Raw genomic sequence first — 18,328 nt, forward strand, 5'->3', positions numbered from 1 at the left:
AAGTGCACGGTGGCCGGCCCGGTGTCCCGGCGGTTCATGGCCCCGCCCAGGTGCATGAGGCAGGAGGCGTCACCGCCGGTGCACACCGCGGCACCGGTCGAGACGATGTTGCCGATCTTCTCCTCGGCCATCGCGGCGGAGACGTCCGGGTTCTTGAAGGAGAAGGTCCCGCCGAAGCCGCAGCACTCCTCGGCGTCGGGCAGGTCCACGAAGTCGATGCCGTCGACCGAGGCGACGAGGTCCTTCTGCCGGTCCCCCAGGCGCAGCAGCCGCATGCCGTGGCAGGACGGGTGGTAGGTGACCCGGTGCGGGAACCAGGAGCCCAGCTGCGCGGCGGCGTCCGTCACGCCGAGCACGTCGGTCAGCAGCTGGGAGAGCTCGTAGGTGGTCGCGGCGACCGCCGCGGCGTCCCGGGCGAGGCCCTCGTCGCCGCCGGCGCGGGCGATCATCGGCTGCTGGTGGCCGAGCGACGCCACGCAGGAGCCGGAGGGAGCCACCGCCACGTCGTAGTCGGCGGCGGTGAAGGCCTTGACGTGGTTGCGGACCACGGGCAGGGCGTCGTCGAAGTAGCCGCTGTTGACGTGCATCTGGGAGCAGCAGCCCTGGCCGGGCGGGAACACCACCTCGTGGCCGAGCCGCTCGAGCAGCCGCACGGTGGCCAGGGCGACCCGGGGGTACATCGCGTCCACGATGCACGTGGCGAACAGGGCGATTCTCATGGGACCTCCGGGGAACGAGGGACGGGCAGGTCGACGACGCCGGGCCGCCTGTGGTCTGACCATACTAGGCCAGTGAGACGGACGACACAACGCACCCCGGAAACAGTCGGAATCGGCAGGGACGAGGGTTGGACGTGTGACCTGGCTCATGTACTCTTCGTGGTCAGACCATTGTGGTCCGACCATAGCGTCGTCCGGTGCGCGGGACTCTCCCCGCACGTCCGGCCCCTTCCCTCGCCCCGCCCCTGACGAGGTGGGCCCAGAAAGGAATCCCCGTGGACTCACTTGCTGTGCTGAGCCTCCTGGCCCTGCTGCCCCTGCTCCTCGTGGGCGTGCTCCTGGCCGGTTTCCGGTGGCCGGCGAAGTACGCGATGCCGGTGGGCTACGTCACCGCCGTCCTGGTGGCGCTGCTCGTGTGGCGCATGAGCTTCACGGGAGTCCTGGCCGCCACCATCGAGGGACTTGTCGTGGCCATCACCATGCTCTACATCGTCTTCGGCGCCCTGCTGCTGCTCTCCACCCTCACCGTGGGCGGGGCGATGGCCACGATCCGCGCCGGCTTCGACAACATCTCCGCGGACCGGCGGATCCAGGCCGTCATCATCGGCTGGCTCTTCGGCTCCTTCATCGAGGGCGTCTCCGGCTTCGGCACCACGGCCGCGGTGGTGGCACCGCTGCTCCTGGCCATGGGCTTCCCCGCGATGGCCGCCGTGATGGTGGGGCTCATCGTGCAGAGCACGCCCGTGAGCTTCGGAGCGGTCGGGACGCCCATTCTCGTGGGGGTGGCCAACGGTCTGGGCGGGGACCCCGCGGTCGCCGAGCGCGTCAGCGTCCTCGGCCTGACCATGCCCGAGTTCGTCAACTCGATCGGCTTCTACACCGCGGCCATGCACGCCGTCGTGGGCCTCCTCGTCCCGCTCATCCTCGTGACCCTGCTGACCGGTTTCTTCGGCCCGGACCGCCGCTTCCGCGACGGCCTCGCCGTGTGGCCCTTCGCCGTGTACGCCTCCCTGGCCATGACCGTCCCCTACCTGCTGGTCGCCCGCTTCCTCGGCCCCGAGTTCCCCTCGATGTTCGGCGGGCTGATCGGCCTGGCGCTGGTGATGTTCACCTCCAGCAAGGGCTTCCTCATGCCGAAGGACACCTTCGTGTTCGGTCCCCGCACCGACTGGCCCGCCCGCTGGATGGGCACCATCGAGCCGGCCGAGGCCACGGACGTGTCCACGCACATGAGCGTGGTCCGCGCGTGGGCCCCCTATGCGCTCATGGCGGGACTGCTGGTGGCCAGCCGGGTCATCGCCCCGGTGAAGGAGTTCCTGACCGGTCTCGCGATCCCGTTCGAGAACATCCTGGGCACCGGGATCACCACCACCGTCCAGCCTCTCTACCTGCCCGGTTTCGTCCTGATCCTCGCCTCCGTCTTCGCGTACCTGCTGCACCGGATGACCTCCCGGCAGATCGCCCGGACGCTCAGCATCTCGGCGGGCCAGCTCGCCGGCACGGCCGCCGCCCTGCTCTTCGCCGTCCCCCTGGTCCGTGTGCTCATCCAGTCCGGTCCCGCCCTCAACGAGTCGGGGCTCTCCAGCATGCCGGTCACCCTCGCGGAGGGGGCCGCGGCGATCTCGGGCGGCGCCTGGCCGGTGATCGCCCCCTGGATCGGTGCCCTGGGCGCCTTCGTGGCCGGGTCGAACACCATCTCCAACCTGACGTTCTCGCAGTTCCAGTTCTCCACCGGCGCCCAGATCGGCCTCGACCGCCCCGAGCTCGTGGTGGCCGCCCAGGCCATCGGCGGCGCCGGCGGCAACCCGATCGCCATCCACAACATCGTGGCGGCCTCCGCCACGGTGGGCCTGCTCGGGCGCGAGGGAGACCTGCTGCGCAAGACGATCATCGTGACCACGTACTACTGCCTGGCCGGCGGCGCGGTCGCGTACCTCTTCATCCACGGCGTGGGCCTGAACCTGGGCACCGTCATGCTGGTCCTGCTCGTGGCGGGACTCGCCCTCCTGGCCCGGCGGCTGTGGCGCCAGGACGCGCCGGCGAGCACGCGGCTCCGGGTCTGAGCCGGGCCGCGACGGCACCGCGTGCGCTGCGACCCCTGCCCTCGGTCAGGGGTCGCCGTCACCTCCGGCGCGGCGGACCGACGGCACCTCCCTAGACTGGTCTGCGTCCCGCCCATCCCGTGAGGAGCCCCTCGTGCCCGCCACCTCGCGCATGTACACCGTCGTCCTGGACTGGCTCGAGGAGCGCCTGCGCTCGGGCGAGATCTCGGTGGGCGACAAGCTGCCCGGGGAGCGCCACCTGGCCGAGGAGTTCGGCATCTCCCGTGCGTCCGTGCGGGAGGCGATCCGCATCCTCGACGCCATGGGGCTGGTCCGCTCCTCGACCGGCTCGGGGCCCAACGCCGGAGCGATCGTCATCTCGGACCCCTCGGCCGCGCTCGGGTGGGCGCTGCGGATGCACGTGGCCACCCGGTCCCTGCCGGTGCGGGACCTGGTGCAGACGCGGCTGCTGCTGGAGACCCAGTCCGCCCACGAGGCGGCCACCGCGGCGGAGACCCCGGAGCGGGCGGCCGCGCTCGGGCGCGCGGCGGAGCTCGTGGAGGCCATGGAGGATCCGGACCTGCCGGACGAGCGCTTCCACGCCGCCGACGCGCAGTTCCACATCCTGCTCGCCTCCCTGGCCGGCAACATGGTGGTGGAGACGATCATGTCCTCGCTGCGCCAGGCCACCATCGGGTACGTGCAGGAGACGGTCGCCGGGCTCGAGGACTGGCCCCGGGTCCGCCGCACCCTGCAGCAGCATCACCGGGAGATCCTGCTCGCCACCCAGGAGCGCCGGGGGGAGGACGCCGCCGCGGCGCTGCAGAACCACATCACCTGGTTCTTCGGCCACAGCGCCGCCGCCCGGCATGAGGACGACCGGCACGACTGACAGCACCCCGGGACCGCGGTGCCGCGGACCCGGCCGGGCGCTCCGCCGGACCTCCGGAACGAGCGGAACGCACGAGAACGGCCCCACCGTTGCCGGTGGGGCCGTTCTCCTCTGCGAGATCTGCGGAGCAGGTGTTGCACGGTAGGGGGCCGTCGGCCGAGGGGGGTGCAAGGTGATCCAGGCCTTGCGCGGCCACATCCCGGTCCAGGGGGGACTGTCCCGGGGCGGCCCCCTACCGTGAGCAGGTCGGTGGACCATCCGGTCCGGGGCTCGGCCACAAGGGGGGTCGGGCCGTGCGCCGTGGGGATGTCTCTCACTCATCCACCGACTTTTCTTCTCTGCTCGCACTGATCACTATGCCGTGTTTGCTAATGCAGATGAATGCACTTTCGTCTACAAGTGGCGTGGACTTCCGTCCGGATCCGGGCCGACGGAGGTCGAGGGGACCTCAGAGATCACGCAGCTGCGGATCCACGAGTCCGCTCTGGTACGCCTTGATCAGCGCCTGCACACGGTCGCGGACCCCGAACTTCTCACAGACCCGCCCGAGGTAGGCCTTCACGCTGCCCTCGGAGACGTGCATCTGCTCGGCGATCTCCCGGTTGCTCAGACCCTGCGCCAGGAGGGTCACGGTCTCCATCTCCCGGTCGGTCAGCAGGGAGCGCAGGCCGTCGTCGGCCGAGCGCGCCTGCTGCTGGTCCGGGACGGAGATGACGTTGTCCGCGAGCGCCCGGGCGATCGCCGGGGAGAGGGCGATCTCGTCGGCGAGCACCTGGTTGACGGCGTCGATGATCTCGTCCGGCCGCGCGTCCTTGACCAGGTAGCCGGCGGCACCGGCACGCAGCGCCGGCACCACGAACTCCAGCGTGGAGAACGTCGTGAGCGCCAGCACCTTGGACCGCGGGCTGCGCGAGGTGATCTCGCGGGTGGCCTCGATCCCGTCCATCACGGGCATCTTCATGTCCATGAGGACCACGTCGGGGTCGATCGCCAGACATCGGTCGACGGCCTCGCGCCCGTTGGAGGCCGTGCCGATCACCTCGAACCCGGGCTCGGCCGAGAAGAAGGACTTCAGGGCCTCCAGCATCAACGGCTGGTCGTCCACGACAAGCACTCTGCAATCAGTCACCCGCACAGTCTATTTTTCCCTGTCCCCCAAAGTGCAACACGTCATATTCGACAAAAGTCACAGAGGGTCTGGACAAAGGTCAATAGGTCGACCTGGTTAACGTTGGCAAAATGGAAGGTACCAGGGCAGCACACCCCCCTCGCGGCCGGGACATCTCTCCCCCCTCACCGGCCGCCACCCCCCGATCCGGTGCTGACCTCGTGATCCAAGGAGCCCCCCATGTCCAAGAAGAAGCTGACCACCGCCATCGCCTCTGCCGCCCTCGCGGTGTCGTTCATCGTCGCCCCGGTGGCCCCCGCGAACGCCGCCGGCGTGATCGTCCCCATGGGTCCCCGCGCCACGATCTGCTACTACGTCCCCTTCTGGTGCTAATCGGCCCAGGGTCTGTGCTAGATCTCTCTGAGTGACCCTCACAACGGAAACTCCGGCGACAGCACCGCGTGCAACCGGGAAGATCCCCGTCTTCCAGGCCGAGCCCCTTGCTCGGTGGTTGCGCACGGTGCTGTTGTTGTTCGCCGTCTTCGCCGCCATCGACGATCTCCGCGACGTCTTCCAGGCGTGGCTCGACGGCTCGATCAACACGGGAGACGTCGAGCAGGCGCTCGACAGTGTGCTCGCCTACGCCGCCATCGGCATGCTTGCCACCAGAGCGACCTGGGCATCCCTCGTCTCGTGGGGATGTCTCGCGTTCTCCCTGCGCATCGACGAATACCCCATGGCTGCGCTCACGGCGTGCACGATCACCATTGCTGTGGTGGCGACCACCACACGGCGTTTCGTCGTCATCCACTTGATCAGCTATGGCGTATGGATACTGCTGTCCTCGCTCAAGCACCCGGAATCCTCGATCATCTTCTGGAGTCTCAGTGCGGTCACCCTGGCCGGGGCTCTGATCGGCGCGGCTGTCCGCTATTTCGGCGCCCAACGACGGCGCAGCGAGCAGCGCGTCCGCGACCTGGAGATCCTCAACGAGCGGCTCCGGGAGGACGAGCGGCAGGCGCTGGCCCGCGACCTGCACGACGTCGTCGCCCACGAGCTCACTCTCATCACGATGCAGACCATGAGCCGGCGCCGCTCCGGGGACGTGGGCGAGCTCCACCAGGTCCTCGAGACCGTGGAGGACGCCGCGCGCTCGGCGCTGCACGAGCTGCGGGTCATGCTGCGGCTGCTGCGCAACGAGAACGAGGGAGAGCACCCTCGGGACGTCACGGGCGCGGGCCTGTCCATCGGCAGCCTCGAGCACGTGGTGACGTCCCTCGCGGCGAGCCTGCGGGACCTGCGCTTCGAGCCGGAGGTCGTCGTCACCGGGGACCTCGAGGCCATGCCCACCACCGTGCGCGGCACGGCGGCCCGGATCCTGCAGGAGTCGGTCACCAACATCATCAAGTACGCCCCGCGCGGGTCCCGGTGCCGGATCGAGGTCACGGCGGACGACCACGAGCTGTGCCTGCGCGTGGCGAACCCCATGCCGCGCAGCACCCAGCGCACGGGAGGCCGCTCCGGGGAGCTGTCCTCCGGGCTCGGCCTGCGGGGCATCGCGGAGCGCGTGTCCCTGCTGGGCGGCCGCGCCGACAGCGGCCCCGTGGGCGGGCAGTGGGTCCTCGACGTGTGCCTGCCCGTGGACGGCCGGGACGCCCTGTGAGCCGGCGGGCCGGGGCGGACCCCGGCGTGGCCCGGCGCGTGGCGGAGGTCGTCGCGCTGATCCCCCCGGGCCGGGTGCTGCCCTACCGGGACGTGGCGGAACTGGCGGAGTGCCGGTCCCCGCGCCTGGTGGGCACGATCATGGCGCGCAACCCCACCGGCGCCGAGCTCCCGTGGTGGCGGGTGGTCACCGTGCAGGGCACGCTCGCCGACCACCTGCAGGCCGAGGCCCGGCAGCGCTACCGGGAGGAGGGCACTCCCCTGGTGGAGGACGACCGGCACCTGGTGCGCGTGGACATGGGCCGCGCGCTGTGGACGCCGGACTCCCCCGGCGCCTGAGACCGGCCACACCTGCTCGGCGCCACGTCACGGATTCCGGGAGCCCGGATCCGGGCTGCCGGCCCCCGCACCGAGGTCAGTACTCCGGCGGGCCCGCCACCTCGAAGAAGTTGCCGTCCGGGTCGAAGCTCCGGCCGGTGAGCCGTTCGAAGGCCTCGACGTAGCGGGCGCGGGTCCGCTCCACCACCTGCTCCGGCAGCGGGGGGACGGGACCGCTCCCGTCCCACCCGGACTCGTCCGAGCGCAGCCAGTCCCGCACGTACTGCTTGTCGAAGGAGGGCTGGGGCCGGCCCGGCTCGTAGGTCGCGGCGTCCCAGAAGCGGGAGGAGTCCGGGGTGAGCACCTCGTCCCCGAGGGTGATCGCGCCCCGGTAGGAGTCCAGGCCGAACTCCACCTTGGTGTCCGCCACGATGATCCCGCGCTCGCGGGCGATCCGCTCGGCGGCCGTGTAGATGGTCAGGGTCAGTTCGCGCAGCCGGTCCGCCACGGCGTGGCCGACGCCGTCGGCCATCTCCTGGAACGTGATGGGCAGGTCGTGCTCGCCCACGTCCGCCTTGCCGGTCGGGGTGAAGATCGGCTCGTCCAGCCGGGAGCCGTCCACGAGTCCCGGGGGCAGCGCGATCCCGCAGATCTCCCCGGTCTGCCGGTAGTCCTTGAGCCCGGACCCGGTCAGGTAGCCGCGGGCGATGCACTCCACGGGGAACATGGACAGGTTCTTGCACACGATGGCCCGTCCCCGGACGGACTCGTGCACGTCCGTCGACAGGACGTGGTTGGGCACGTCGGCGAGCTGCTCGAACCACCACAGGGACAGCTGCGTGAGGATCTTGCCCTTGTCCGGGATCTCGGTGGGGAGGATCTCGTCGAACGCGCTGATCCGGTCCGTGGCCAGCACCAGGACCGAGCCGGCCCGGTACTCGGCGTCGTCGTGGATGGCCACCCCCGTGGCGCGCAGCCGCGACTCGTCGGGGACGTAGAGCTCCCGGACCTTGCCGGAGTAGATGTGCGTCCACCCGGGGATCTCGGGAGGGGTGGTGACGGTGCCCTGCTCGCTCATGCCTGCTCCTGACGGGATCGGGGATCGGACGCGCGCGGGACGGTGATGAGCCCCCGGGCCGCCTTCAGCGCGATGTCGGTGCGGTGCTGGGAGCCCTCGAGGGTCACGACGCCCACGCCCCGGTACGCGCGCTCGCGCGCGACGTCGAGGTCCGCGCCGAGCCCGACGACGGCGAGCACCCGCCCGCCGGCCGAGACGACCTGTCCGGCGTGCTCGCCCTCGGGGGCCAGGGCGGTCCCGGCGTGCACCACGTGCACGCCCTCGAGCGCCTCGGCCTCCTCCAGCCCGCCGACCGGGTCCCCCCTGCGGGGGCTGTCGGGGTAGTCCTGCGCGGCGACGACCACGGCCACCGCCGTCTCGGGCCGCCAGCGCAGCTGCTCCGCCTCGTCGAGCCGGCCGGCCGCGGCGTCCCGCAGCAGCCGCCCGAGCGGGGTGCCGAGGCGGGCCAGGACGGCCTGCGTCTCGGGGTCCCCGAATCGGGCGTTGAACTCGATGACGCGCAGGCCGCGGCTCGTGACGGCCAGCCCGCAGTACAGCACGCCCACGAACGGGGTGCCCCGGCGGCGCATCTCGTCCACCGTGGGACGGGCCACGCGCTCCACGACCTCGTCCACGAAGCCCTGCGGCAGCCACGGCAGCGGCGTGTAGGCGCCCATGCCGCCGGTGTTGGGGCCCTCGTCGTCGTCGCGGATCCGCTTGAAGTCCTGCGCGGGGCTCAGCGGGATCACGCGGGAGCCGTCGGTGAGCACGAACAGGGACACCTCGGGGCCGTCGAGGAACTCCTCGACCACCACGGACCCGCCCGCGGCGAAGCAGGCGGCGGCGTGCTCGAGCGCGGCCGCCCGGTCGGAGGTGACGACCACGCCCTTGCCGGCGGCGAGCCCGTCGTCCTTGACGACGTACGGCGGGCCGAAGGTGTCGAGGGCGTCGGCGGCCTCCTCCTCCGTGGTGGCGACCCGCGCCATCGCGGTCGGCACCCCGGCGGAGGCCATGACCTCCTTGGCGAAGGCCTTGGAGCCCTCGAGCCGTGCCGCGGCCCGCGACGGGCCGAAGACGAGGAAGCCCGCCTCCCGCAGGGCGTCGGCCACACCGGCCACCAGCGGCGCCTCGGGCCCGACGACGACGAGGTCCACCGCGAGCTCGCGCGCCAGCGCGGTGGCCGCGGCGGGGTCGTCGGCGTCCACGGCGTGCACCGGGACGAGCTGGGCGATCCCGGCGTTGCCGGGCGCGCAGTGGACCTGCTCGACCTCGGGATCTGCCAGCAGTGCACGGATGATTGCGTGTTCGCGGCCGCCGGGGCCCAGTACCAGAACCTTCACGCCCTCAGGCTAGTGGGCGGCACCGGGAAGTGGCACATCGTTCCCGGCATGCGGGCACGGCCCCCGGGCCCGTCCGGGACGGCCGTCCCCGCTGACATACTGGGGCGATGCAGACCTTCACCTCGGACCGTGCCGTGGACCTCGCCGTGATCGAGCGCAGCGGCTTCGTCGAGTCCCGCCACCGCGGCTCCGCCGTGGTCCTGGCCCCGGACGGGACCGTGGCGGTGGAGCTGGGCGACATCGGCACCCCGATCTTCCCCCGTTCCACGCTCAAGCCGTTCCAGACGATCGCCGCCATGAAGGCCGGCGTCCCGCTGCGCGGGGCCCAGGTGGCCATCGCCTCCGCGTCCCACATCGGCTCCTTCGAGCAGCTGGACGCCGTGAGCTCGATCCTGACGGCCGCCGGCCTGACCGAGGACGCGCTCCGGTGCCCGCCGGACTGGCCGGAGGACGAGGAGGTCCGCACCGAGCTGGTGCGCACCGGGCAGGGCAGGACGCGGATCTGCATGAACTGCTCCGGCAAGCACGCCGCGTTCCTGTGGGCCTGCACCGAGAACGACTGGCCGACGGACAGCTACCTGGACCCCGAGCACCCCCTGCAGCGCACCGTGCTGGAGACGGTCGAGGAGTTCACCGGCGAGCGCGTGGCGCACGTGGGCGTCGACGGGTGCGGCGCCCCTGTCGCGGCCGTCTCCCTGACCGGTCTCGCCCGGGCCTACTCCACCCTGGGCCGGGCCGCGGGCAACCTGGACGCCGACGCCCGCGCCGCCACGGTGGCCCAGTGCATGCTCGACTACCCCGAGCTCGTGCACGGCCCCGGCAAGTACAACACCGTGGTCATGGAGGAGCTGGACGTCGTGGCGAAGCTCGGGGCGGAGGGCGTGCTCGCCCTCGGCACCCGCGGCGGGTGGTCGGTGGCGCTCAAGGTGCTCGACGGCGGCTCCCGCGCCAACGCGCTCGTCGGGCTGGCCCTGCTCGCCCACGCCGGGGCCGTGCCCGCCCCCGCGGCCGCCGCGGTGATCGAGCAGGTCGTGCGCCCGATCATGGGCGGCTCCCGGCCGGTGGGCCGGATCCGTCTGGAGGACCCGCTCCTGGAGCTGCTGGGCCCGGACCTGGTCCGGGCGCTCGGGCAGGACTAGGCCGTGGCCCGCCGCCGCGTCGACCCCGCGGACGGGACCCTGGCCCTGAGCGCCTGGCGTGCGGACCCGGACGGCGCCGCGCGCCGGACCGTGGCCACCGCGGTGCGCTACACCCTCGAGGAGCTCGCCGAGCGGGTGCCCGGCAACAGCGTGGAGGTGCGGGTCCCGCCCTTCGGCGTGACGCAGTGCGTGGCCGGGCCCCGGCACACCCGCGGCACCCCGCCCAACGTGGTGGAGACCGATGCCCGGACGTGGCTCGGCCTGGTCACGGGCGCCGTGACCTGGCCGGAGGCCGTCGCCTCGGGCGCGGCTGTGGCCTCGGGCACACGGACCGATCTCGCGGACGCCCTCCCCCTCTTTCCCCGGTAGCCTTGAGGACATGAGCTCCACTCCCTCGTCCCCCTCCGCGCGCCCGTCCCCGCGGAGGTTCCCGCGCCGGCGCCGCCGGGAGCGGGCGGCCGTGCCGCTGGCGGCGTCCGGCAGCCAGCAGATGACCCTGCGCCGCGCCCCGAACATCTGGGCCTTCGTCCTGCTCGGCGGTGTCCTCGGTGCCCTCGTGGGGGTGCTCGTGGGGCTGTCCGGCGGCGGGAGCGCCGAGTTCACCCGGGAGGCCGTGACCCTGTTCATGGTCTCCGTCGGCACGGTCCTGGGCCTGGCGGCCGGGGCCGTCGTGGCCCTCGTGCTGGACCGGGTCTCCGTGGCCCGCGCGCGGGCCGTCACCACCGAGGTGGTCGACGGGGAGGACGGCACCCCTGCCGGGCCGGCGCAGGACGCCCCCCGGACCACCGACCCCCGACGCTCGAGAGAAGGCTGATCGACGTGGTTCGCCCTGATGGACAACTCAGCCACGACCTGTTCCCCGGAGAGAAGGGCCCCCAGGACGCGTGCGGCGTGTTCGGCGTCTGGGCCCCCGGCGAGGAGGTCGCGAAACTGGCCTACTACGGCCTCTACGCCCTGCAGCACCGCGGCCAGGAGTCCGCCGGCATCGCCGCGAGCGACGGCAGCCGGATCGCGGTGTACAAGGACATGGGTCTCGTCTCGCAGGTCTTCGACGAGGCCACCCTGAGCACCCTCACCGGGCACCTGGCCGTGGGCCACTGCCGGTACTCGACCACGGGCGGCTCCCACTGGGCCAACGCCCAGCCCACGCTGGGCGCCACCCCGCACGGCACCGTGGCGCTCGCGCACAACGGCAACCTCACGAACTCGGCCGAGCTGTACGAGAAGCTGATCGACAAGTCCGGGTTCCCCTCGCAGGGCGAGATGGCGCAGGGCAACACCACGGACACCGCCCTGGTCACCGCGCTGCTGGCGGAGCACCCGCACGGCTCCCTCGAGGAGGCGGCCATGCACCTGCTCCCCCAGCTCGTGGGCTCCTTCTGCCTGGCCTTCATGGACGAGAACGCGCTCTACGCCGCCCGCGACCCGCAGGGCATCCGCCCGCTGGTCCTCGGCCGGCTCGAGCGCGGCTGGGTGGTGGCCTCCGAGACCGCGGCGCTGGACATCGTGGGGGCGTCCCTGGTCCGTGAGATCGAGCCCGGCGAGTTCGTGGTCATCGACGAGCACGGCCTGCGCTCCCAGCGCTTCGCCGAGACCCGCCGTGCCGCGTGCGTGTTCGAGTACGTCTACCTGGCCCGCCCGGACACCACCATCAACGGCCGCTCCGTGTACGAGTCCCGCGTGGAGATGGGCCGCCGGCTCGCCCGGGAGCACGGCATCGAGGCGGATCTCGTGATGCCCACGCCCGAGTCAGGGACCCCCGCCGCCATCGGCTACGCCGAGGAGTCCGGGATCCCGTTCGGCAACGGCCTGGTCAAGAACGCCTATGTCGGACGAACGTTCATCCAGCCCTCGGACACCATCCGCCAGCTCGGCATCCGGCTCAAGCTCAACCCGCTGAAGTCCGTGGTGGCGGGCAAGCGGCTCGTGGTCATCGACGACTCGATCGTGCGCGGCAACACCCAGCGCGCCCTCATCCGGATGCTCCGGGAGGCCGGGGCCGCCGAGATCCACGTGCGGATCTCCTCCCCGCCCATCAAGTGGCCGTGCTTCTACGGCATCGACTTCGCCTCCCGGGCCGAGCTCATCGCCAACGGCCTCGGCGTCGAGGAGATCCGGGCGTCCCTGGGCGCCGACTCCCTCGGCTACATCTCGGAGGACGGGATGATCGCGGCCACCCTGCAGGAGCGCGGCGAGCTGTGCACGGCGTGCTTCTCGGGGACCTACCCCACCCGCCTGCCGGACGCGGACAAGCTGGGCAAGAACGTCTTCGAGACCCGCAGCACCCCCGTGGACTCCTCGCCCCGCCGCGCGCCCGGCGGCCCGTCCGTGGCGCAGCGCCCGGAGCACGCCTCCGCCGTGTCCATCGACACCCGGCCCTCGGCCACGGACGGCCTCGCGCGCCGGTCCGCCGAGCGCACCCGCATCTCGGACGAGGACCCGGGCGTCCAGGAGACCTCCACCGGGTGCGACCCCGGGCCCGACGCCGACCTCGAGGACCTCATCCTGCCCGAGGACCGGATCCCCGCCGCACCGGCACCCGGATCCCAGCACGCCGCCCAGCACGAGACCGCGAAGGACGCCTGACCATGGCCCAGCCCCCCTCCTCCACGAACCGCACCGTCACCTACGCCAGCGCGGGCGTGGACGTCGAGGCGGGAGACCGCGCCGTCGAGCTCATGAAGAGCGCGGTCCGGGCCACGCACACCCCCCAGGTGGTCGGCGGGGTCGGCGGGTTCGCGGGACTGTTCGACGTCTCGGAGCTGCTCTCCTACCGCAAGCCCTACCTCGCCACCTCGACCGACGGCGTGGGGACCAAGGTCGCGATCGCCCAGACCCTCGACGTGCACGACACGATCGGCTTCGACCTGGTGGGCATGGTCGTCGACGACATCGTCGTCGTCGGCGCCAAGCCCCTGTACATGACCGACTACATCGCCACGGGCCGGGTGGTCCCCGAGCGGATCGCGGACATCGTGCGCGGCATCGCCGCGGGCTGCGAGCAGGCCGGCACCGCGCTGGTCGGCGGGGAGACCGCCGAGCACCCGGGCCTGCTCCGCCCGGACGAGTACGACGTGGCGGGGGCCGCCACCGGCGTGGTGGAGGCCGACGAGCTGCTGGGCCCCGACCGCGTGCGCGCCGGTGACGTGATCATCGGCATGGCCTCCTCCGGGCTGCACTCCAACGGGTACTCCCTGGTGCGGAAGGTCATCAACGTGGCCGGCTGGTCCCTGGACCGGCAGGTCTCCGAGCTCGGCCGCACCCTGGGCGAGGAGCTGCTGGAGCCCACCCGTGTCTACGCCGCCGACGTCCTGGACCTCGCCGCCGCCTTCCCCGTCAACGGAACCGACCGGACCACGGGCCACGGGGTGCGCGGCTTCAGCCACGTGACCGGCGGCGGGCTCGCCGCGAACCTCGCCCGGGTGCTGCCCGCGGGGCTCGAGGCCACAGTGGACCGCAGCACGTGGGAGCTGCCCGCGATCTTCCAGCTCATCGGGCAGCTGGGCGGCGTCCCGATGCCCGACCTCGAGCGGACCCTCAATCTCGGCGTGGGGATGGTCGCGATCGTCGACCCGGCGGTGGCCGAGGACGCCGTCGCACACCTCGTCGCCCGCGGCCTGCCCTCGTGGGTGATGGGCACCGTCGGGGAGATCGACCCGGGCGCCGACCACGACGGACCCGACTGGGTGCAGGGCGCGAAGGGTGTGGACGGCGGCGCGGTGCGCATGGTCGGCACCTACGGGGGCTGACCCCGTCCAGTGTCGCCGCCCGCGCGGACGACGGAGGCCCCGCCCGTCGGCGGGGCCTCCGTCGTTCGTGCGGCCTCCGTCGTCAGCGGGAACAGGCGGCGCTGTCCGCAGGGAACAGGTGGCACTGTCCGCAGGGCACAGGGGGCGCTGTCCGTGGCCACGGGCGGCGGTGTCCGCCGGGGCACGGTGATGTCGGTGGGCACGCGAAGAAGGTGCACGTCCTGGACGGGCACCTTGTTGCGTCGTGCGGTGGAGACGAGCGGAGTTCCCGGCGCCTACCGGCGGTAGTCCTCGTCGTAGTCGTCGGCGTACTTGTCGACGTAGGCCGAGTAGTCGTCCTCGTCCTCGTCGACGGTCTCCTCGACCGGCTCGCGCAGCGGGGGCATCTGCTCGCTGCCGCGCAGTTCCCGCTGGAGGGCCGTGAGGTCGGTCTGCGGGCTGAAGTACTTCATCTCCCGCGCCTGCCGTGTCGCCTTAGCCTTTTGACGGCCGCGCCCCATGGCGTGACCCCCTCTGTCTCTTGGTCCGGACGGCGGCACTCAGGCACAGAGTACGGCCCCGGAAATGTCGTATGAATGGTTCGTGAGACCAGGGTACATGGTTTGCCAGCCCCTTGCGCCCGGCCCGTGGCCCGCGCGGTGGACTGTCGGCAACCTCACGGGGGACCGGCCGGACGCGGTCCGGACGCGGCGGTGGCGGGCCGTGCGCGCCGCGGAACACGGCGCGCACGGCCCCTGCCTCAGCCCGCGGTGCGGGCCCCTTCCCGCGCGGCGGTGACCGTGAGCCCGTCCGCCACGACGTCGGCGTCGACGTCCACCCGGACCGTGTCACCGTCCACGACCGCCCCGGAGAGGATCGCCCGGGCGAGCTTGTCCCCGATCTCCCGCTGCACCAGCCGGCGCAGCGGCCGGGCGCCGTAGGCGGGGTCGTAGCCGGTGAGGCCCAGCCACTCCGTGGCCGCCGGGGTGACCTCCAGCTCCAGGCGGCGCTGCCCCAGCCGCTCGGCCAGCTGCGCCACCTGGATGTCCACGATCTTGGACAGGTCGGACGTGGACAGCGGGTCGAACAGGATGACGTCGTCGAGCCGGTTGAGGAACTCCGGCTTGAACGAGGCGTTGACCACGTTCATCACCGCCTGCTTCTTCGCCTCCGGCTCGATCGTCTGGTCCACGAGGAACTGGCTGCCCAGGTTGGAGGTGAGGATCAGGATCACGTTGCGGAAGTCCACGGTGCGTCCCTGCCCGTCGGTGAGCCGCCCGTCGTCGAGCACCTGCAGCAGGATGTCGAAGACGTCCGGGTGGGCCTTCTCGATCTCGTCGAGCAGGACCACCGAGTACGGGCGGCGCCGGACCGACTCCGTGAGCTGGCCGCCCTCCTCGTAGCCGACGTAGCCGGGAGGGGCTCCGACCAGCCGGGAGACCGTGTGCTTCTCGCCGTACTCGGACATGTCGATCCGGACCAGCGCGCGCTCGTCGTCGAACTGGAACTCCGCCAGGGACTTCGCGAGCTCCGTCTTGCCCACGCCGGTGGGCCCCAGGAACAGGAACGAGCCGATCGGCCGGTTCGGGTCGGAGATGCCGGCGCGGGAGCGGCGCACCGCGTCCGCGACGGCCTGGACGGCCCGGTGCTGGCCGATGAGCCGCTTCCCCAGCACCTCCTCCATGTGCAGCAGCTTCTCGGTCTCCCCCTGGAGCATGCGCCCGGCGGGGATGCCGGTCCAGGCCGAGATCACCTCGGCGACGTCGTCCGCCGTGACCTCCTCGGAGACCATGGTGTCGTGCGGGGCGGAGCTGTCCTCCTGCTCCTGGGCGACGTCGAGCTCCTTCTGCAGGGCGGGAATCTCCCCGTAGAGCAGCCGGGAGGCCTCCCCGAGGTCGCCCTGGCGCTGGGCCATCTCCGCCTGCGAGCGCAGGTTGTCGATCCGCTCCTTGAGGTCGCCCACCCGGTTCAGACCGGCCTTCTCCTCCTCCCACCGGGCGTTGAGGGCGTCCAGCTCCGCCTTCTTGTCCGCGAGCTCCTGCTGCAGCGCGGCGAGGCGCTCGACCGACGCGGGGTCGGTCTCGCGCTCCAGGGCGAGCTCCTCCATGGTCAGGCGGTCGACCGCCCGGCGCAGCCGGTCGATCTCCTCCGGCGCGGAGTCGATCTCCATGCGCAGCCGCGAGGCGGCCTCGTCGACCAGGTCGATGGCCTTGTCCGGCAGCTGGCGGCCCGGGATGTACCGGTTGGACAGCGCCGCGGCGGCGACCAGCGCGGAGTCCGCGATCTGCACCTTGTGGTGGGCCTCGTAGCGCTCCTTGAGCCCGCGCAGGATTGCCACAGTGTCCTCCACGGAGGGCTCGCCCACGTAGACCTGCTGGAAGCGGCGCTCCAGGGCGGCGTCCTTCTCGATGTTCTCGCGGTACTCGTCCAGGGTGGTCGCGCCGATCAGGCGCAGCTCGCCGCGGGCCAGCATCGGCTTGAGCATGTTCCCGGCGTCCATCGAGCCCTCGGCGGCGCCGGCGCCGACCACGGTGTGGATCTCGTCGATGAACGTGACGATCCGGCCCTCGGACTGCTTGATCTCCTCGAGCACGGCCTTGAGCCGCTCCTCGAACTCACCGCGGTACTTGGCGCCGGCCACCATGGAGCCCAGGTCCAGGGAGATCAGCGTCTTGCCGCGCAGCGACTCGGGCACGTCCCCGGCGACCATGCGCTGGGCGAGGCCCTCGACCACCGCGGTCTTGCCGACACCGGGCTCGCCGATGAGGACGGGGTTGTTCTTGGTGCGCCGGGACAGCACCTGCACCACGCGCCGGATCTCGGAGTCCCGCCCGATGACCGGGTCCAGCTTGCCCTCGCGGGCCATGGCGGTCAGGTCGGTGCCGAACTTCTCGAGCGCCTGGAAGGTGCCCTCGGGGTCGGGGGTGGTCACGCGGCGGTCCCCTCGCACGGACGGGACGGCGGTCCTGAGCTGGTCGGGTCCGGCGCCCGCCTCCCGCAGGATGTCGCCGACCTTCCCCTCCTGCTGGGCGAGGCCGTACAGGAGGTGCTCGGTGGAGATGTACTCGTCGCCGAGGGACCGGGCGAACTGCTCCGCGGCCTGGATGACCTGCAGCGCTCCCCGGTTGAACTGGGCCTGGGCCGTGGAGGACCCGGACGCCGAGGGCAGGGCCTTGATGGCGGCGCTGGCCTGCGCGGAGACGGCGTCGACGTCGGCCCCGGTGGCCTTGAGGACGGCGACGGCCACGCCCTCGCGCTGGTCCATGAGGGCCTTCAGGACGTGGGCGGGCTCGACCTGCGGATTGCCGGCGGTCGAGGCGTTGGTCGAGGCGGCGGAGAGCGCCTCCTGGGACTTGGTCGTGAACTTGGTGTCCACTGCGGCTCCTTGGGACGGGTCGAACGGGGACGAACTGCCCCGGCACTGCTGCTCCATGAGTGCGGCCGAGCAGTTCAGCTAACCTGAGTCTACCTCACTCAACCCCGGGTGGACAGAGAGCGCCCCCCGCTCTCCCCCGGAACGGCACGGACCCCCGCCGAGCGGCACGCGGTGCCGGCTCAGCAGGGGTCCGCGCAGGGCCTGCGGGGCCGCCCCTACCCGGTGCTGCGGCCCGTCAGCCTGTCCCGGAGCCGGTCGACCATGCCCACGCCGGGCCCGATGGTCTTGTGGAACAGCTCGGAGTGGGGCGCGTGGGGGTGCGGCCGGGTCGGGGCCAGCTTCTTGGCGTTCTCCACCTTCTCCCCCAGTGCCACGAGATCCTCCGCCGGGATGTGGGCCCGCAGCTTCGGGAACTGGTCGGACTCCTCGTCCTCGATGTGGTGGCGCAGCTGGGACTGCATCTCCCGGACCAGCTCCAGGAACGCCGGCTCCGAGGCGTCGACGCCCTCCACCTGCTTCATGACCTGCACGAGCTCGTCGTGCTCCTGCTTGTCGTGCTCGACCTCCTCGGCGCCGCCGGGAAGGTGCTTCTCCATGGCCGGGTAGACGTGCATCTCCTCGGCGACGGCGTGGCGCATGACCTCGGCGATCACGGTGTCGGCCAGGTCCCGGCGCCGGCCGGCGTCCGGCGTGCCCTCGATCCGGCCGAGCAGCTCGAGCATCTCCCGGTGGTCGGCGGTGAGGATGTCGACGACATCCGTTCCCGCAGCGTGGGTGTCGGTCATGGGACGTGCCTCCTTGACGTGGTGGTGCGCGGTTCCGCGGCCGGCGGCGCCCGAGCGTCGCACGGTCCCGTGCCGCCGTTCAGCAGTGTGCTGATCGTCTTCGACCCTAGGTCACGGCGACGGCCGCGGACCAGATCTCGCCGGCGGATGACGCCCGGCACG

General features: G+C 72.1%; 17 protein-coding genes. 10 read left to right on the forward strand and 7 right to left on the reverse strand.

The window, feature by feature from the left end; genetic code table 11:
- On the reverse strand, positions 1–719 hold a 719-nt coding region (locus QYM41_RS00005), incomplete at its 3' end, for a (Fe-S)-binding protein (protein ID WP_368797684.1).
- A 275-nt stretch (positions 720–994) separates the two neighbouring features.
- Between QYM41_RS00005 and QYM41_RS00010 the strand changes: the two genes are divergently transcribed.
- Both QYM41_RS00010 and QYM41_RS00015 read left to right on the forward strand, forming a co-directional pair.
- A complete protein-coding gene (locus tag QYM41_RS00010; protein WP_368797685.1) occupies positions 995–2,782 on the forward strand; it encodes an L-lactate permease in 1,788 nt (595 codons plus the stop codon).
- A gap of 151 nt (positions 2,783–2,933) precedes the next feature.
- The gene (locus QYM41_RS00015; protein WP_368798133.1) at positions 2,934–3,653 is read left to right on the forward strand and encodes a FadR/GntR family transcriptional regulator; all 720 of its coding nucleotides are present in this window, start codon (positions 2,934–2,936) and stop codon (positions 3,651–3,653) included.
- Between the two features lie 448 nt (positions 3,654–4,101).
- Here the strand turns inward: QYM41_RS00015 and QYM41_RS00020 are convergent, their stop codons facing one another.
- Positions 4,102–4,782 carry a response regulator transcription factor gene (locus QYM41_RS00020; protein WP_368797686.1) on the reverse strand — a complete coding sequence of 227 codons (681 nt, stop codon included), beginning with the start codon at positions 4,780–4,782 and terminating at the stop codon, positions 4,102–4,104.
- A 219-nt stretch (positions 4,783–5,001) separates the two neighbouring features.
- On the opposite strand from QYM41_RS00020, the gene QYM41_RS00025 reads away from it, so the two are divergent.
- The 3 genes from QYM41_RS00025 to QYM41_RS00035 all read left to right on the forward strand — a co-directional run bounded on the left by QYM41_RS00025 (position 5,002) and on the right by QYM41_RS00035 (position 6,762).
- The gene (locus tag QYM41_RS00025) at positions 5,002–5,154 is read left to right on the forward strand and encodes a hypothetical protein (protein ID WP_368797687.1); all 153 of its coding nucleotides are present in this window, start codon (positions 5,002–5,004) and stop codon (positions 5,152–5,154) included.
- A 127-nt stretch (positions 5,155–5,281) separates the two neighbouring features.
- The gene (locus tag QYM41_RS00030; RefSeq protein WP_368797688.1) at positions 5,282–6,424 is read left to right on the forward strand and encodes a sensor histidine kinase; all 1,143 of its coding nucleotides are present in this window, start codon (positions 5,282–5,284) and stop codon (positions 6,422–6,424) included.
- Complete coding sequence (locus QYM41_RS00035; RefSeq protein WP_368797689.1) at positions 6,421–6,762, forward strand: MGMT family protein; 342 nt, start codon at positions 6,421–6,423, stop codon at positions 6,760–6,762. Before QYM41_RS00030 ends, QYM41_RS00035 begins: the two co-directional genes overlap by 4 nt.
- 76 nt (positions 6,763–6,838) lie before the next feature.
- Here QYM41_RS00035 and QYM41_RS00040 read toward each other — a convergent pair whose 3' ends face one another.
- Together QYM41_RS00040 and purD are read right to left on the reverse strand one after the other, a co-directional pair.
- Positions 6,839–7,819, reverse strand: coding sequence for a phosphoribosylaminoimidazolesuccinocarboxamide synthase (locus QYM41_RS00040; RefSeq protein WP_368797690.1), 981 nt, complete (start codon positions 7,817–7,819; stop codon positions 6,839–6,841).
- On the reverse strand, positions 7,816–9,138 hold the full coding sequence (gene purD / locus QYM41_RS00045) for a phosphoribosylamine--glycine ligase (RefSeq protein ID WP_368797691.1): 1,323 nt from the start codon (positions 9,136–9,138) through the stop codon (positions 7,816–7,818). The genes QYM41_RS00040 and purD overlap by 4 nt, the downstream gene beginning before the upstream one ends.
- 107 nt (positions 9,139–9,245) lie before the next feature.
- On the opposite strand from purD, the gene QYM41_RS00050 reads away from it, so the two are divergent.
- From QYM41_RS00050 to purM, 5 genes are read left to right on the forward strand one after another with little or no spacing between them, the layout of a single operon-like run.
- Positions 9,246–10,277, forward strand: a complete 1,032-nt coding sequence (locus QYM41_RS00050) for an asparaginase (RefSeq protein WP_368797692.1) — start codon at positions 9,246–9,248, stop codon at positions 10,275–10,277.
- A gap of 3 nt (positions 10,278–10,280) precedes the next feature.
- Complete coding sequence (locus QYM41_RS00055) at positions 10,281–10,646, forward strand: sterol carrier family protein (protein WP_368797693.1); 366 nt, start codon at positions 10,281–10,283, stop codon at positions 10,644–10,646.
- A gap of 10 nt (positions 10,647–10,656) precedes the next feature.
- Positions 10,657–11,091, forward strand: coding sequence for a hypothetical protein (locus tag QYM41_RS00060; RefSeq protein WP_368797694.1), 435 nt, complete (start codon positions 10,657–10,659; stop codon positions 11,089–11,091).
- 5 nt (positions 11,092–11,096) lie between these two features.
- A complete protein-coding gene (gene purF, locus QYM41_RS00065; protein WP_368797695.1) occupies positions 11,097–12,863 on the forward strand; it encodes an amidophosphoribosyltransferase in 1,767 nt (588 codons plus the stop codon).
- A gap of 2 nt (positions 12,864–12,865) precedes the next feature.
- Positions 12,866–14,026, forward strand: coding sequence for a phosphoribosylformylglycinamidine cyclo-ligase (gene purM, locus QYM41_RS00070; RefSeq protein ID WP_368797696.1), 1,161 nt, complete (start codon positions 12,866–12,868; stop codon positions 14,024–14,026).
- A 275-nt stretch (positions 14,027–14,301) separates the two neighbouring features.
- Here the strand turns inward: purM and QYM41_RS00075 are convergent, their stop codons facing one another.
- The 3 genes from QYM41_RS00075 to QYM41_RS00085 all read right to left on the reverse strand — a co-directional run bounded on the left by QYM41_RS00075 (position 14,302) and on the right by QYM41_RS00085 (position 18,166).
- Positions 14,302–14,526 (reverse strand): DUF3073 domain-containing protein, encoded by a 225-nt coding sequence (locus QYM41_RS00075; protein WP_368797697.1) that lies wholly within the window; start codon positions 14,524–14,526, stop codon positions 14,302–14,304.
- 239 nt (positions 14,527–14,765) lie between these two features.
- Positions 14,766–17,381, reverse strand: coding sequence for an ATP-dependent chaperone ClpB (clpB, locus tag QYM41_RS00080; RefSeq protein ID WP_368797698.1), 2,616 nt, complete (start codon positions 17,379–17,381; stop codon positions 14,766–14,768).
- Positions 17,382–17,596: 215 nt separating this feature from the next.
- Positions 17,597–18,166 (reverse strand): hemerythrin domain-containing protein, encoded by a 570-nt coding sequence (locus QYM41_RS00085; protein WP_368797699.1) that lies wholly within the window; start codon positions 18,164–18,166, stop codon positions 17,597–17,599.
- Between the last annotated feature and the right edge of the window lie 162 nt (positions 18,167–18,328).

Source organism: Kocuria oxytropis (genome assembly GCF_040981195.1).
Lineage (GTDB): Bacteria > Actinomycetota > Actinomycetes > Actinomycetales > Micrococcaceae > Kocuria > Kocuria oxytropis.